This window comes from Sphingobacterium sp. UBA5789 (assembly GCF_002418355.1).
Classification (GTDB): Bacteria; Bacteroidota; Bacteroidia; order Sphingobacteriales; family Sphingobacteriaceae; genus Sphingobacterium.
On record NZ_DIDX01000004.1, the window covers coordinates 1,213,002 to 1,228,374 of the forward strand.

A 15,373-nucleotide genomic window follows, 5' to 3' on the forward strand; every position below is an offset into this window, starting at 1 on the left:
AAAAAGTATCATCAATCAGTATCAAAAATAAGAGATTTTAAACCGATCCAATTACTTTCTTTCAAAAAATAAGACCGGATATTTCGGTCTCTGTTATTTTATCCGGATATAACTTTCAATAATCTCGTGATCTACATTTAATTCCGGAATATGTTCAATTCCCTTCTGGATCAATGTATCTCCTTTCATCGTCAGCGTAAAATCAAAACTTTTACCTTCCCAATCCCGCAGACTGCAATACTGCAGGTTCTCCCGATACTGGTCTCCTTTCAGAATATATTTACCTGATCCGCTTACAAAGAAAGCTGTACTGTCTTTGCCTTTACTCTTGTCATGATTGAAAAAAGCAAAATCTGTATCATTAAACATCTTAATCATCTCCGTTTTACTGGTATCCGTAAAGGCGACAGTAGTGTCTTTTTCTTTTATCGTCTTACTTTCGATTAATTTCCAGCTTCCAGAAATGGTATTTATTTTTTCTTCCGGTGTATGCTTACAAGAGGCCAATATGCAAAGTGCAATCAGCGGACTAATAAAGATTGTTTTCATAAGGTTGATGTTACTGGTTAGTGTGCTAAAGATACTATTTTTTATTATCTCTCAGATACTTATTTCAGACTCTTCAACGTCCTGTTCAGACTTCGTATGGTAATACCCAGATAAGCGGCCATATCTTCTTTGGAGATATCCAGCTGCTGATCTGCCTGCAGCTGCAACAATTTGGAAAGATTGTATTCAACCGTATATAATTGCTGGAAAGAAGCCCTGCTGCTGGTATTCACGATACGGCTGGAAAAGGATTCCATAAGTAACCGGTTAAATACGATATCTTTTTCCAGCAGCATTCTGAAGTAAGGTACGGCAATAGAAAAAGCTTCTGTTTCAGCGAGTACCTCTATACTGCACAAACAATTGATACGGCTGATAACCTCTACCTCACCCAGTATTTCTCCTTTTCCTAAAAATTCAACTACGAACTCCTTGCCATTCTCCTCCCGGAAATAACACTTTGTAATACCCTCATTCACAATAAACAGTCTGGACAACGGATCCCCCTGCTGCAACAGCAATTCTCCCTTTTCAAATTTCCGAAGGATAATATCTTCCTTACGATCCTGACGATTGTAAAGACTGCTGACGTAGGATAAAAGATCCAGATTAGTTCGTAACATAGGGCTTGGGACAAATGTCCTTTTTTGAAATTATTTATATGTGCAACTTCGCAAGTGAAAAGTAAAGATTAAACATGAAAAATCAAATACAGATTATCGCTTTTGATGCAGATGACACCCTTTGGGTCAATGAACCCTATTTTCAGGAAACGGAAAGAGAATTTTGTAATCTTCTGCAAGACTATCTGCCCCACCATAGCATCTCACAGGAACTCTTTCGTACAGAAATGAAAAACCTGCACCTCTATGGGTATGGCGTCAAGGGATTTATGCTATGTATGATTGAGACCATCACACGTGTATCGCAGGGAACGGTATCTTTTAGCCTTATAGAGAAAGCAATCGCATTAGGCCAGGATCTTTTACAAAGACCCATTGAGCTGTTACCCGGAGTAGAAGAAACTCTTCAGCAACTGCAGGGCAGGTACAAACTGGTCATGGCGACCAAAGGAGATTTACTGGATCAGGAACGTAAATTAAAAAAATCAGGACTGGAAAATTATTTCCATCATATTGAGATCATGAGCGACAAACAGATCCCTGATTATCAGAAACTCCTGAAACATCTGGATTGTCAGCCTCAACAGTTTCTGATGCTGGGCAATTCGATCAAATCGGATATCCTTCCGGTACTGGAGATCGGAGGGCATGCAGCACACATTCCCTATCATGTCACCTGGACGCATGAACAGCATGAACATCACCTCGAGCATCCTCAGTTTGTTGAATTAAGCTGTCTGGAAGATATACTTCCACATGTTTCTTAGGAAAATCGGGAAAAGAAAGGGATTGGAAATGATCCGGTCTTGGTTATGATCAGCCCATATCCAGATGAAGTATTTTTCATATATTAGTATAAGCAAAAATTAAAGTTGCAGGCTTTTATAATTCTACTATGAAAAACATTCTGATCCCATTTATATTAATACTTGGTATTCAGGTACAATTGTATGGTCAAAAAAGCAAGCGTATAGATGAGCTTCTCACCCACTATGAAAAAGCCTCCCAATTTAACGGAACCGTTTTGATAGCAGAAAAGGGAAATATAATTTTCGAAAAAAGTTATGGCTATAAAAACGGTCCGAAAAGGGAAAAGAACAGCAATAACAGTATCTATACGATTTATTCTACAACTAAAATATTCACATCAACTGTTATTCTCAAATTAGCAGAACAAGGTAAACTTTCTTTATCGGACAAGCTCTCCAAATATTTCCCTGGATTGCCGGAAGGAGATCAGATAAATATTGAAAATCTGCTGAATCATACTTCCGGAATACCGGGCGCTGATGATGCTGACTATACGATCAATGAAGAGACATTTTTACCTTTTATTTCCGGTAAAAAACTTGATTTCCCACCCAATACCGGTTGGAATTATTCCAACTCCAACTATTATCTGCTGGGCTATATCATCAGGAAAGTCAGTGGAATGGATTATGACAAAGCGATAAGCACCTGTATTTTCAAACCGCTGCAGATGACTAATAGCGGATTTGACTTAAAAACGCTGCACAACGAGAACAAAACAATGGGATATGAATTCTTATCGGATAAACATTCCAATGAAGCCTTACGCTTTAAAACGGCACATCCTTTCGGTGCCGGTGCCATGTACTCTACTGTAGAAGACCTGTGGAAGTTCAACCGGGGCATGAAAAACAATAAAATTCTCAAGCAATCTACTCTGGAAAAGGCACAGATACCTTATCAGGACAAACGTTATGGCCTCGGTTATGAAATTGACTCCCTGTACGGTAAAAAAAGAATAGGTCACAGCGGTGGTGGTCCGGGTTACAGATGCAGATATTTTAATCTTCCAGAAGATGATATTACAGTTATCCTCCTCTGTAATGCGGAAATGAATCCTGTGGATTTCATAACGAGTAAAATCACATCTATTCTATATGACAAACCTTACCAGATTCCACAGAATACACCTGTATCGAATGACTCTTTGCAAAAACTGGAAGGTCTCTATTCATCAAAAGATCATGATTTCTGTGTTAAGATTATCGACGGACTGGTTATATTCAATGAACGGAATTATCCGCGCAATCAACTTTTCCCGATATCGGCAAATAAATTCCAGTTGAATGACAATTTTACATTTACGTTCAAACCCACTTCTACAGGGGACATTGATTCCCTGATCATCAACTTTCCGAACGGGAATACGATAGGTGGTAAAAAAGTAAGCAACACTTTTGTCTGGGGAATAGCAGGCTCTGCTACTCCAAACGGATCGGAAGGCCAGGATATTCCTTTGGACAAAGATGCAAACAAACCCAATATCTACTACCTGAATAATTACAAACTGAATACAGGCGATCTGAGATTCCGCCTTAATAATGACCCGACCAACAGCTATGCACTGAATAATACGGGAGAACTTACCTATAACGGATATAATATCAAAATTCAGGAAGGAGTATATGATATTGTACTGGATATGACAGATCAGGTTTCACCCCGTTATAGTATAACTAAATCAGCAAAATAAGGTTACAATAAGTAAGTTTTATCTTCTATTTCTTTATTTTCTTTAAGCCGATTAAATAAATATTGACAGGCCTCGTCTTCGCTTGTAAATGTTCTCACTGAATGTTTTTCACCTCTCTCTTTGTAATAAGTTTCATACTCTACTGCATAAACTCCTCTTTTAATAGTAAGAGAAAGTTTCTCCTCGTCATTGACAGACCCATAAAGTCCATGTAAATAATATCTTTCTTCTGGCACTCCTAATTCTTTAAGCTTAATATGCAATTCTTGTACTGTCATTTCCTTAAGTTGTAAAATGGTGAAATAATTCCTCTTTTATTAAAATATAAATACCAACAGACGAGAAGACCTGGAGTAGTTAATAACTAGCAATACTAGCTTAGCGCTTGCATTAGAAGAAAGAATTCTTATTTTTAGAACAGCAAACCAGTCATTTCTCTTTCAGCTCCGATCTTACTAATCCTATTACTTCACCTTTAGTCAGAATTTTTGAAGCCTCATTTATAGTAAAAAAATCACCAATTATAAGTTCATCTTTAAAGTAATCTGGTTCAATAAAATCAACCAAAATTTCAAACTCATTATCGTTACTTGATTCTTTAAGCTTTTCTATTCTGCCCGACATACATTTTTCTCCAAAACAGAACAGGATAACTCGTCTCTTCAAAGTAATTTTATTATTTAGCCACGTTATTTTTCCTATCATCTTCATTGGAAACTGTCTTTATGATTTAATTGAAGTATTAGAAATCTTATTATTTGTTTCGCTACAGATATTCCAATTTTTATCAAATTCCCTCTCTGGTATAAGTGTCCGCTTGTGGCTAGTTAGATCACAAGGACAGCGACTCTAATACCTATCCTACAAGGATATACATTTTACCTCTGAATCTATGACGAGGTTGTATTTTGTTTTTCATATGCTGCCAATAGCAAATTTAATTTACTTAATTCTTCTTCTTGATTTACATCTCCGCAAATATCATCGACCCTCTCTAGTAATAATTCGTATTCATAACGAGTTAAGATTTTCTGTCTTTTTATAACCGCAGAAATCGATTTCTTTTGATCTAAGGATACTAAATCATAATTAATTCCCAATCTTTCATCAAAAAGAATTTTTATTTTTTTAGCCATTGGAAATGGCATATGCTTCATTATCTGATTATCAATATCAGCATTCATTGATTTTAAAGGCTTCATTTTTCCTTCTAAATATGCGGATTCTATTAATTTATTAGAATCTTCAAAAAAACTAACTAACTGAGACGGAATTCCTCCTTCTTTAATCATAAATTGATTAAAGAGTATACACTTATCTCTTAAAAATTTCAACTCCACTTCTTTTTCTTTATTTGACATATGAACCAAACATTAAACTTGATGTTCCTAAATATATACTACGATTTGGGTTATATTTCCAGATCGGATTAATAGAATTTCCTAACAAAGGGCTACCTATCCCTCCATAAGCATCTACAATATCTTGTTCTCTTCCTCTTACCTGTTACCTAACAGGCAATCATTACCAAACTTAACAAGAAGGTCGTTTCAAACGGGAGGCTGCCAGAAGTAAGCAAGCTCTCAGATAAGAACAAGGAAAATATTTTTAATCCTCGATGCACTCATCAGGGATTTTAAAAATAAACAAGCATACGCTAAATAACAAAAGTCGGGACTTGCCGGGACTTGTGTTGTTATTATAACTCGCTAAAGTGTTTCAAGCACAATCGAAGTTCCTTGGCTTCCTTTAATAACTTCTTCTCTATTTCATTGTTTGCATTATACTTTGCAAAATATGCAGCGTTCAAGCTGATTTCCACATTGCTGGTTTTTGCCATTACCAACCTGTTAAGTTGGTTTAAATGTAGCGTTTTTGTTTTATCGTCATAGTCTGGCATTTTGCCGTTCTGCAACATAAAAACAATAACTTCTAAATGGTCTTCTATGTTCTCGTATGAAATAGAGATTATTCGTTCTTTATCTCTAAACTCCACGTCATAAAAAGCATTGCCATTTATAGTTTCATTTATTTTACTAAAACCAAAATCAGTTTCAAGAAAAGAATAAAACTGCTTTACAACTGCTACATATTGATTTCCTTCAATCATGGCTTAATTACTTGAAATGCATTTGAATGAAGCTTTAAATAATTCTTTATCATATTTTGTTCCATTTGGTAGAATATACTTGGAACTCCTCTGTTAGGGTCCAATCCAATGTCGATGATCGGTCTTCCACTCCTCATTTGTTGCAGCAACCATTGACGATTGAAAGTCATCATTTGGCTTGTTACTTGGTCAGCTGTACCTGTGAAATTTGGCATATTATTTAGAATAACAGAGCCGTCACGTTTCGCTGCTTCATTAATAACACGCTTCATTCCCTCCCCAATAACTGTCTGTCCCCCCTTAGCAAAAGCATTGTACAACGATCCTACTTTGCCTATTACTTTGATTGTAGCTATTTCTGCAACTCCGAAGTTAGCAATATTCTGACCAATTGCCAAAGAAGTAGTTGGATTAGATAAATCATTGTAATTCGTATTGGCAAGCATCTGACTGTAGTTATACATCATTTGCCGGTGCGAATAACTTGTTCCGTATGGATTTGGCTTACTTGCACTAAGAGTCGGTTGTTGTATATGATCTACTCTGACTCCAAAAAAGTCTCATAAGCCGGTTTTGACTTCACTACTATGGTTACAACAGCCTCTTCCAATACAAATCTTGCGGCAACATCCTATTTACTACTGAAAACTCCTTTGAGCCATCCCCATAATCCTCCGCCATCGTTCCCTCTCTGGCTTAATCGTCCGCTTATGACTAATTACAGCATAAGCAACGCTAATGCTTTCGCTATAGGGGGGATAAAGCCGACCTTTTTAAAGACCCTGTAATGTTGTAACGGCTAGCAGAACTGGACGAAATGCATAGCACCGAAAAAAGCCATATACTGCACGTATTGGATGGTTTTATTAAATCTGTTAAACTTAAAAATATTGCTGCTCTGTAATCATCAAAAATGTTTTACAGATAACTCGTTAAGCATTACTGTAGCTTGGTTATAAAGTGATGTATTTTCTTCTCTAATCTCAAAATCCTGAGCAATACATTCAAACATGTTGTCGTGAAAAGTTAATATATAATGCTTATACATTTTCCATTTTTCAGGATTATAATTAGGGTGGATTTTTTCAATATCCTGGAGAGATTTAATAAGATCAGAATTTCTCAGCTCATAAAATGAGTAGGATTTCATACCAAGTTTACTATATGGATGCCCTTGTATTGTTTCATCGCCTGGCAAACCAAATGTATATTTCAAGAAAATTTTAAACTTTAATGCAAAGACGCCCGTATCATAAATTGTATTACGTTGTTGTGGGATATTATATGAACTTTGTTTATCCGCATAAAAGGCAATAAACAACTCATTATCGTTTGACAATATAGTTGGCGAAGGCGAGCCAAAATCCATTTCAAAAAGACCTTTTATTTCTACTAACTCCATTATTCAACTATGTATTTTGAAGGTATTGGGTCTGATAACCAAATGCCATTTTCTTCTTTATAAAATTGTATGTTATTTAAAAATGCTTCCTTAGCTCTTATAGTTAATATAACTAAATCTCCTTTTCTTCTGCTACCTACCATTTCTGCTGTACTTCTATCAATTGAAAGGTGAACGTATTGCCTTTCCATAGGTAATAATCCTTTTTCAAGAATATCAGTTAAACTATTTTGAACTGTTCCGTGATATAAAAACTCAAGTGGTAAAGTGAAACTGTAAAAATTATTTTTCCCTTCATATCTAACAACTTTTATTGATCATTCTATTAGACCTAGCTCTTTTAAAATTGGCCGAAGCGAAGATTCTTCTGTGATTTCTACTTGTTTAAGAATATGTATAACTTTTTCAATATTCCCCTTTTTAACAGCCAAGTCAAATTCTTCCATTAGACCACTTATATACAACCGCTCATTTACAGTCATTCCCATGTATTGGTTATCCATTATTAATCAAGGTTTTAGCACTTTAAAATCAATTAATCTAACATTTTTCGGGTCTATTATAAGTTCGGGAAGTCCCCCAACGTTCCCATCTAAGGGCAATGCTGAACGAGATTTTATTATGTTATTAATATTCACTTTGCCCTTTATCATAAAATCAGCAGTGTTGATTGCTCCACTTTCGCATCCAGAGAGTTATCTATAAAAAAACTTTATCAAAGGAAATATTGCAATAAAAATCATTATTCAGATTATTATTGATTTGAAAATAATATTTCCCCATTGGAGGATCATAAACGCATCCACTAAAAAACATGCAAACAATTAAAATAGAAAATTTAGCTTTCTTAATGTTTATTTTCGCAGTACTTCCTCCAAATCAATATTCCAGTAGATAGAATCCAAATGTCCTGTAGTCATTATGAATTCCTTAAGTATCTGCTTTTCTTCCATTCCTTTTTCCCATCCCAGACTATCCACAACCTCCTTTTTAAACAATCTGAAATGAATTTGTTTGACATTTAATGAATCACAATAATATTTCCATTCTTCAATTTTTCCGAGATATGAATTATACTGTTTACTAAGAAAAATTGTTTGCTCTTGTTTTGGAACACCACCTAATCCCTCATAAATAACCGGAGTATCTATTCTAAAAAAATCTCTATCAAAGGAAATATTGCAATAAAAATCATTATTCAGATTATTATTGATTTGAAAATAATATTTCCCCATTGGAGGATCATAAGCACATCCAGCTAAAAAAACGCAAAAAACTAAATTGAAAATTTTAGCTTTCATAATGTTTATTTACCCAGTACTTCCTCCAAATCAATACCTTACTGATGCAAAATAATAAAAGTCCCTATTTTTGGAGTTTTGCTTTATTCAATATTTGCTATCTCAAATTCAAATCCGCTTAGTTTTTCTTCTTCTACCATTTGCCTAAAAGCTGGTGAACAAAAGTAAATCGGTTCTGGTCTTAACAAACCACGTTTAACGCCTATTTTTTGTCTGCTTGCAAAAAAATCAAACTCCTTGATTAACGGACTATCTGTAACATAAGGTTCTGACAGGAGATTTAAACCGATTAAATCTCCTTTGGGGCATACATAGACTTCTTTCTCAAATACGATGTCATAACCAGAGATATTGAAAATACCTCCATTACTACCTGTTGAAGTTTCAAATGGATTATCCCCTGTAATAGTATTTGGTGACAATTCAATTTCCGTATCTGCGGTAAGTTGGTAATACTTTTCAACGTTGATAGGACTAAGTTGCAAGCCTTTTAAACTTCTTTGCCTTACTGCATTTACAAACTTTTCCGATACAACTACTTCGCCACCTATGGTTCTGGCAATATCCCTTTTCGGTATCGTTCCTTTTTTAAGGATTAAAGGACTTGCCTGTTTCCTGTTCGCTCCGCATATTTCACAAGCTGCCGTTTCATCATACAACGTTCCACATTCTTCGCCTGTCGGTTCAAATGCTACTTTTATTTTTAGATGCAATAATTTAGCAGTATCTAATTCCTTCTTGCTGTACTTACGCTTGATTTGCCAACTATAGAAAAAGCCCCTGTCATACTTCTTCTTTACTTCTTTATCAATAATTGGTATTTGGCTATATCTTGGGTCTTCCTTTGATAATTCAACCACTCTTACAGATGTCCCCAAATTCTTACCTTCATCTGCCTTAAAAAGCAAGTGGGCATAGTCGTAGTTTATTCTAAACTCTATTGTTTCTTTCATCTTTCTATTTCATTTAAAATCCATAACCAGGTGGCAATGGAAATTTAGAATACACCTCTTTCATTATTTGCAATCTCTGTGCTTCATTAACAGGGCCTAAGCCATAAGGTCGAATAGCTCTAAATTCATTTGTAATCACTTGGTGGTATGCTGCATCCAATGGAACAAGCGGGCCATTCTTCGCACCGCCTAAGTATTGCGGAGTGATGTGGTGTAACTCTATTTTACCAGCTTTGTTAGGATATAATTTCTGTGCAGCCTTTAGTAAATCATCTGAATATTGAAGTCCCCCCTTAGCAAAAGCATTATATAATGATCCTACTTTGCCTATTACTTTGATTGTAGCTATTTCTGCATCTCCGAAGTTAGCAATATTCTGAATAATTGCCAAAGAAGTAGTTGGATTAGACATATTTACCTGATGTAGTGCTCTTTGCTATAGAAAAAACTCATCAAATTAGGTGAGTAAATGTTCACATCTGTTTCTTCTGCTAACTTATTTTGACTAAATTTGCATTATTACAGTAAAATCAATTGACTTTAGGCAATTATGTTGAACATAGGAGAACGTATAACACGGAACACCAATACGCCTTCCATTGAAGTGTTGATAAAACTGGCGAAGGTCTTTAATGTAAGTGTGGATTTCCTCATCGGTGAAGGGGAGCTGGCCGCCCTGGACAAGGATCTGCTAAAACATATTGAGGATATTGAGAAGCTGGACGAGGACACCACAAAGCCCCTGTTCTTTCTCATTGATAACGTTATACAAAACTACAAGACTAAGAAAGTATTTAATAAATAATAAATTTACCTGCACGCAGGAAGGCACAGTTAATGAACGAAAAAAGAATAAGAGCTGTCTATAATAAAGAGAACATTATAATTTATCAAGCTTTCAACAAACAAATTGCTCAATCTGCAATGAATAACCAAACGTTCGTATCTCCATCATTTAAGAAAGAAAGAATGACTTGGATTAAGCCCTCTTTCCTTTGGATGATGTATCGCTCTGGTTGGGCTACCAAAGAAAATCAAGAGAGCATTTTAGCTATAAAAATTAAACGTTCAGGATTTGAATGGGCTTTACAAAATTCTTGTCTGTCTCATTTTGACAGTACAATTCATCCATCATATGACACTTGGAAAAAAACACTTAAAAATTCACCTGTTCGTATTCAATGGGATCCTGAAAAAGATATTTTTTTACAACCCTTAGATTATCGCTCTATTCAAATAGGATTATCAGGTATTGCAGTAGAAAAGTACGTTAATGATTGGATTGTACAAGTCGATGATATTACAGAGAATTGCAAATATTTATACCAACTTGTTAATGAGGGTAAAATAAATCAGGCAAAGGATTTATTGCCACAAGAACAACTTTACCCCTTACCTGACAATATCGCTTTAATTGTTAATTCTTTTTGAGAACTTGTTCAAGTTGAAAAGTTGCATTTTCTTTTATAATTGGGTCATCAACTTTTTCCAGCATCTTTATTTTTTGTATCGCTTCGGGTGTATTAATTGCACTTAAAGCCCACATACATTTTTTAGCTATGGCTCTCATGTCATCGTAGTCAGGGACATTAACAGCAACTTCATACAACTTATCTACACTTTTAGGGTCTTTGATTAATTCAAGAACACTTATAATATCCTCTTCAGCAGTGTGCCATTTCTCATCTAAAAGTCTCAGTAAAACATCTGTAAAATCACTATCTGCCCCATCATTACAAATAACAGCTAAAGTATTAGCTAATCCTTTATCATTCTTACTTGCAACATTGTCTTTAAGTAAAGAAAGCGTTTCTTCTTTAAATTGTAACCGCTGACCTTTGGGAAACTGCTCCCAATAATTATCAAAATAATCAGTCCTATTTAATAACCCTTTGTAAAATTTCCAAAAATCAAACATTACTTAATTACTTTAAAACTATTTATCCAAGGATTAAACATATGTGTGTTAGACTGTATACCTAAATTCATTACACCTTGTTCTGTTTTCCACAGCAAACTTCCTCTACCGGCCCAGCCACTTGCCCCTGCTGCTGTCCTGTGCATAACGCCAACCTGATTAAAGTAATTCATTGCACCTGGCTTCATATTAAATTTAACCAATACATCATATCCTGATTTTTGTAAGTATGCTCTTGAATAACTTGCACTTGACGAAACAAATAACTCCTTTCCTGCCATATGGCTTAAACCTCCACTACTCTCTAATGCTGCATATTCGGCATTAGACATCGCTCGATAAAACGATCCTTCCCCCTTAGCAAAAGCATTGTATAATGATCCTACTTTGCCTATTACTTTGATTGTAGCTATTTCTGCAACTCCGAAGTTAGCAATATTCTGACCAATTGCCAAAGAAGTAGTTGGATTAGATAAATCATTGTAATTCGTATTGGCAAGCATCTGACTGTAGTTATACATCATTTGCCGGTGCGAATAACTTGTTCCGTATGGATCTGGCTTACTTGCACTAAGAGTCGGTTGTTGTATATGATCTACTCTGACTCCGAAAGTCTCATAAGCCGGTTTTGATTTCACTACCCTGGTTACAACAGCCTCTTCCAATACAATTCTTGCGGCAACATCCTCTTTACTGCTAAAAACTCCTTTGAGCCATCCCCATAATCCTCCGCCATCATTCCAACCCCCATCCGGATCTACTCCGCTTACCGGATTATTACCCATACCTACATAAGGAGAATAATACTGTCCGTAGGGATCTACAGTAAGCCAGCGACCTATAGCTGCATCGTAATTACGAAGCTCAAAATTGTTCCAGCCGGTCTCGCCATCCTTTTCGGCATATTGTCCCTGATAACCGTATCTGCCTTCTACTCCTCCCGAACGCAGCACCATGCCAAACGGATAGTAATCCGCATAATACACAACATCAGCTTCTCCGTTTGACAGTTTATTGCGGTTGATCACTACCCGGGTATTACCCAGATGATCTGTCAGTGTGTACTGATAATTGCCAGCCTGCCTGTAATAGGTCCCTATCCTATTGGCGGCATACACAGGCTGCTCTGCCAATCGTATGGCTCCTCCTGCCCCGGCATTATCATAGATTGCCATCAGACTGCCACCTGCATCATAGGTATAATACGTCACAGAACCTGTACGATGATCCTGCTTCCGGATGCGGTTGCCCGATTCATCATACACAAAGCTAAGCATTACTACAGATTTTCCCGCATCGCTGTAGATCTTACTCACTTTGCCACTTGCATCATAATCCAGATACATCCCGGCTCCGCCTTTGATCTGGCTGGCTAATTGCCCGATGGCATCATATGTATAATCAGCATATCCAGTTACAGAACTCAGCTTATTCGTATTTGCAGCATAATTATATGTAAAGTTACTGAGATCCGTTCCGCTGCTATTTGTCCTTTGCAGAGACCGCAGGTTACCGTGGAGATCATAACTCAGATTGTGTTCCCGGTTAGCATTTCCGGATGAAGTAAAACTATTCGCCGCATAATCCGGTGTACCCCAGTTACTGGAAGTGAGCTGCTGATTCCGGTCATACGTATAGGTATTCATGACAGGTGCATCCAGTCCGCTAATAGAAACGGGTTTTCTGGAGAACCAGCTGATACCATTCACCATACCATTATAATTAGATACGGCACCATTCGTCTGTATGCTTGATATTCCGGCATCAGTATGCATATAATCACCGGAGTAATATTCCAGATTGAGCCCGAATACATCTTTAGCAAATCCGTTTGCACTCCCATCCCTTCCCGGATCTTTTGTACTCTGCGCATTATTGATACTCTTCAGCTTGCCGTCAATACCATATACATAATCTATGCCCTGTAATTTATCTGCAAGTTCTATCCGCTTCAGAGGCCCGTGCAGATAATAATAGTAACGTGCCTGAAGCACTTTAGAACCGGGATCATCAGTAGTACCGGTGTAGGCTGCTGATAATTGATTATTTTTATTAAACTCAAAATAATGAATAAAGGTCTCTGTGGCAGAGTTTTTCTGATAAATACTTTTTACGACATTGCCCAGATCATCGTAGCTGTAATCCACTGTTTTGTATTGCAGCTCAGGTGTATAATTGACTGTCCACAGGATATGACCATCTCCGTCATAATTATACCAGGTCTTGCTGACCAAATGAGTATCGGATATTGCAGTTGTATATCTTGCAGTAGTGCTGACAGCACTTCCCGAAAGAAAATAAGTATCCTGTGTATATCCTGATAATCCTGGAATAACTTCAGCCTCATCATATTTACTTACCGTAATATCTGACTTTACACCCTGCAGAATGGAGTTACTGCTTTCCCCTGTAAGATCCAGTTGAACCTGATTGATAGCCGTAAACAATGTTGTTAGAGTCGGAGATAATTCTCCACTTTCAATAGCCCTTCCATAAGCATCATAGTTTGTATAGCTGAATTTACCTGTCTGCCGTTGTAATGCATTCTGAGACAATCGCAACTTACCATCACTGCTGTATTTGAATTCACTTCTCCCGGCATCCGGATTTACACTTGCTATTACATTGCCTTTACCATCATACTCAAATGTTTCAACAAACGGGATGCCGGCCAGAGAAGCATAGTTATCTATCCCACCATTAAGAAGTTTCTTAACACCTTCCGGTGGAATTGTTGCTTTTACGCGCCCAAGTTGGTCATAAAAAGTATATGTTATATCAGAAACACTATATTGAAAAGCTCCTGAAATGACTCCTGATGACGAGGAGAGCTGATAAAGCCCGGGCTTTAGCCTTATGGCTCCGTTTGACAAGGTAGTTTGAGCCTCACCCCGAAGATAATCCTTTAATATCCCCCCGGTAAACGACACGTCTTGTTCCTGCAGAATGCCAAAATAATTAGTCTTTCCTGAGCCAACCAATACCGCCCTTGGAATTAGCAGATCATTTCCCTCACGAGCTGTCATGACAGTCTTACCTTCTATGGAAACACGCATTTGAATCCGGTCATCCTGATCTATGATCACGGACATCACACTATTAGATGAGTCCCGAAGGATCTTTCCGCCTATATCTCCCTCGCTAAAGTATTTGTTACGAATAGATGTATACAGGTCTAACTCACCGAATACAGGAAGACTAAACTGCACGACCTCATGTCCGCTGCCTAATCTGGTTGCAGCTCCTATACCACCTGATATAGAGAAGTTACTAACTCCGTTATTTGCTCCTGTACTCAGGCTGTAAGGATAATCGGTCACATCCTGCAGATGCTCCCACTGATTATTGGAGCTGTAATACCAGCCAAGAGTTCCGATCTGACTTTTATCCGCCGGATCAGCATTGAACCGCTTGTCGTATATATGTATACCATTAGCATATCGTCCATAGCTCTGATAGTTTAATCCGTTACCATCTGACCTCCTGGCAAAATCAGCTCTGTAATTAAATGAAACATTATTAATCGGAGCAGAAAGTGTCGATCCGACCTGCTTTCCTCCCACGTCATATAAGGGTTGAATTGCGACTACATGGCCTGCTTCTAAATTTTTGAATTGTGTCTGTAATGCTTTACCATTGTCATCAAAAAAGGTTTTAGTCTCCCCGATCGTATTTCCATTGGCATCGAAAGACCGTGCCAATGTCCAGTTCATATTACTGTTCTCATTCGGATTATCCGGGGCACCTGGTCCGCTTATATTCGGATCAATTTTTAGCAATACATACGAACCTTGTTTGAAATGAACACCATTTTTAAGCGTAATACTGGTTCCGCTGGTGACAGTCAAAGACTGTCCGGGTTCAACAATAAGAGATGTACTTCCATTCTGCGGAAGGATAACAGGATTAGGGCTGTTAATCTGTGCAAAAGCTGATTTATGAAAAAGCAGGAACAGAAGAGTAAAAACATGTAGAATATATCGTATATCAGATCTTTTCGTTTTCATAACATTG

At 37.0% G+C, this 15,373-nt stretch carries 19 protein-coding genes; 4 read left to right on the plus strand and 15 right to left on the minus strand.

The window, feature by feature from the left end; all coding sequences use genetic code 11:
• Positions 1 to 93: 93 nt before the first annotated feature.
• Together B4B65_RS14705 and B4B65_RS14710 are read right to left on the minus strand one after the other, a co-directional pair.
• Positions 94 to 549: a DUF5004 domain-containing protein gene (locus B4B65_RS14705; protein ID WP_293916347.1), complete on the minus strand. Its 456-nt coding sequence runs from the start codon at positions 547 to 549 to the stop codon at positions 94 to 96.
• A gap of 59 nt (positions 550 to 608) precedes the next feature.
• Positions 609 to 1,172 (minus strand): Crp/Fnr family transcriptional regulator, encoded by a 564-nt coding sequence (locus tag B4B65_RS14710; RefSeq protein WP_293916349.1) that lies wholly within the window; start codon positions 1,170 to 1,172, stop codon positions 609 to 611.
• Between the two features lie 74 nt (positions 1,173 to 1,246).
• Here B4B65_RS14710 and B4B65_RS14715 point away from each other — a divergent pair, with 74 nt between their 5' ends.
• Positions 1,247 to 1,939, plus strand: a complete 693-nt coding sequence (locus B4B65_RS14715) for an HAD family hydrolase (RefSeq protein ID WP_293916351.1) — start codon at positions 1,247 to 1,249, stop codon at positions 1,937 to 1,939.
• Positions 1,940 to 2,067: 128 nt separating this feature from the next.
• Positions 2,068 to 3,675, plus strand: a complete 1,608-nt coding sequence (locus B4B65_RS14720) for a serine hydrolase (RefSeq protein ID WP_293916353.1) — start codon at positions 2,068 to 2,070, stop codon at positions 3,673 to 3,675.
• Between the two features lie 2 nt (positions 3,676 to 3,677).
• Here B4B65_RS14720 and B4B65_RS14725 read toward each other — a convergent pair whose 3' ends face one another.
• From B4B65_RS14725 to B4B65_RS14775, 11 genes are all read right to left on the minus strand, one after another.
• Complete coding sequence (locus B4B65_RS14725; RefSeq protein ID WP_293916355.1) at positions 3,678 to 3,953, minus strand: hypothetical protein; 276 nt, start codon at positions 3,951 to 3,953, stop codon at positions 3,678 to 3,680.
• A 151-nt stretch (positions 3,954 to 4,104) separates the two neighbouring features.
• Positions 4,105 to 4,380: a hypothetical protein gene (locus B4B65_RS14730; protein WP_293916357.1), complete on the minus strand. Its 276-nt coding sequence runs from the start codon at positions 4,378 to 4,380 to the stop codon at positions 4,105 to 4,107.
• Positions 4,381 to 4,565: 185 nt separating this feature from the next.
• On the minus strand, positions 4,566 to 5,036 hold the full coding sequence (locus tag B4B65_RS14735) for a hypothetical protein (RefSeq protein WP_293916359.1): 471 nt from the start codon (positions 5,034 to 5,036) through the stop codon (positions 4,566 to 4,568).
• Positions 5,037 to 5,374: 338 nt separating this feature from the next.
• Positions 5,375 to 5,785 (minus strand): hypothetical protein, encoded by a 411-nt coding sequence (locus tag B4B65_RS14740; protein ID WP_293916361.1) that lies wholly within the window; start codon positions 5,783 to 5,785, stop codon positions 5,375 to 5,377.
• A complete protein-coding gene (locus B4B65_RS14745; protein WP_293916363.1) occupies positions 5,782 to 6,231 on the minus strand; it encodes a hypothetical protein in 450 nt (149 codons plus the stop codon). The genes B4B65_RS14740 and B4B65_RS14745 overlap by 4 nt, the downstream gene beginning before the upstream one ends.
• Positions 6,232 to 6,692: 461 nt before the next feature.
• Positions 6,693 to 7,187 (minus strand): hypothetical protein, encoded by a 495-nt coding sequence (locus tag B4B65_RS14750; RefSeq protein ID WP_293916365.1) that lies wholly within the window; start codon positions 7,185 to 7,187, stop codon positions 6,693 to 6,695.
• Positions 7,187 to 7,501 (minus strand): RNA 2'-phosphotransferase, encoded by a 315-nt coding sequence (locus tag B4B65_RS14755; RefSeq protein WP_293916776.1) that lies wholly within the window; start codon positions 7,499 to 7,501, stop codon positions 7,187 to 7,189. The genes B4B65_RS14750 and B4B65_RS14755 overlap by 1 nt, the downstream gene beginning before the upstream one ends.
• Positions 7,502 to 7,504: 3 nt before the next feature.
• Positions 7,505 to 7,690, minus strand: coding sequence for a hypothetical protein (locus B4B65_RS14760; protein WP_293916367.1), 186 nt, complete (start codon positions 7,688 to 7,690; stop codon positions 7,505 to 7,507).
• Positions 7,691 to 8,041: 351 nt separating this feature from the next.
• Positions 8,042 to 8,488 carry a hypothetical protein gene (locus B4B65_RS14765; RefSeq protein ID WP_293916369.1) on the minus strand — a complete coding sequence of 149 codons (447 nt, stop codon included), beginning with the start codon at positions 8,486 to 8,488 and terminating at the stop codon, positions 8,042 to 8,044.
• 83 nt (positions 8,489 to 8,571) lie between these two features.
• Positions 8,572 to 9,441 carry a hypothetical protein gene (locus B4B65_RS14770; protein WP_293916371.1) on the minus strand — a complete coding sequence of 290 codons (870 nt, stop codon included), beginning with the start codon at positions 9,439 to 9,441 and terminating at the stop codon, positions 8,572 to 8,574.
• A 13-nt stretch (positions 9,442 to 9,454) separates the two neighbouring features.
• On the minus strand, positions 9,455 to 9,853 hold the full coding sequence (locus B4B65_RS14775) for a hypothetical protein (protein WP_293916373.1): 399 nt from the start codon (positions 9,851 to 9,853) through the stop codon (positions 9,455 to 9,457).
• A gap of 138 nt (positions 9,854 to 9,991) precedes the next feature.
• Between B4B65_RS14775 and B4B65_RS14780 the strand changes: the two genes are divergently transcribed.
• Together B4B65_RS14780 and B4B65_RS14785 are read left to right on the plus strand one after the other, a co-directional pair.
• The gene (locus B4B65_RS14780; protein WP_293916375.1) at positions 9,992 to 10,246 is read left to right on the plus strand and encodes a helix-turn-helix domain-containing protein; all 255 of its coding nucleotides are present in this window, start codon (positions 9,992 to 9,994) and stop codon (positions 10,244 to 10,246) included.
• A gap of 32 nt (positions 10,247 to 10,278) precedes the next feature.
• Positions 10,279 to 10,872 carry a DUF4291 domain-containing protein gene (locus B4B65_RS14785; RefSeq protein ID WP_293916377.1) on the plus strand — a complete coding sequence of 198 codons (594 nt, stop codon included), beginning with the start codon at positions 10,279 to 10,281 and terminating at the stop codon, positions 10,870 to 10,872.
• Here B4B65_RS14785 and B4B65_RS14790 read toward each other — a convergent pair.
• Entirely contained in the window at positions 10,859 to 11,359 is a 501-nt protein-coding gene (locus B4B65_RS14790; protein ID WP_293916379.1) for a HEAT repeat domain-containing protein, read from the minus strand. The genes B4B65_RS14785 and B4B65_RS14790 overlap by 14 nt on opposite strands.
• Positions 11,359 to 15,366, minus strand: a complete 4,008-nt coding sequence (locus B4B65_RS14795) for an RHS repeat domain-containing protein (protein ID WP_293916381.1) — start codon at positions 15,364 to 15,366, stop codon at positions 11,359 to 11,361. Before B4B65_RS14795 ends, B4B65_RS14790 begins: the two co-directional genes overlap by 1 nt.
• Between the last annotated feature and the right edge of the window lie 7 nt (positions 15,367 to 15,373).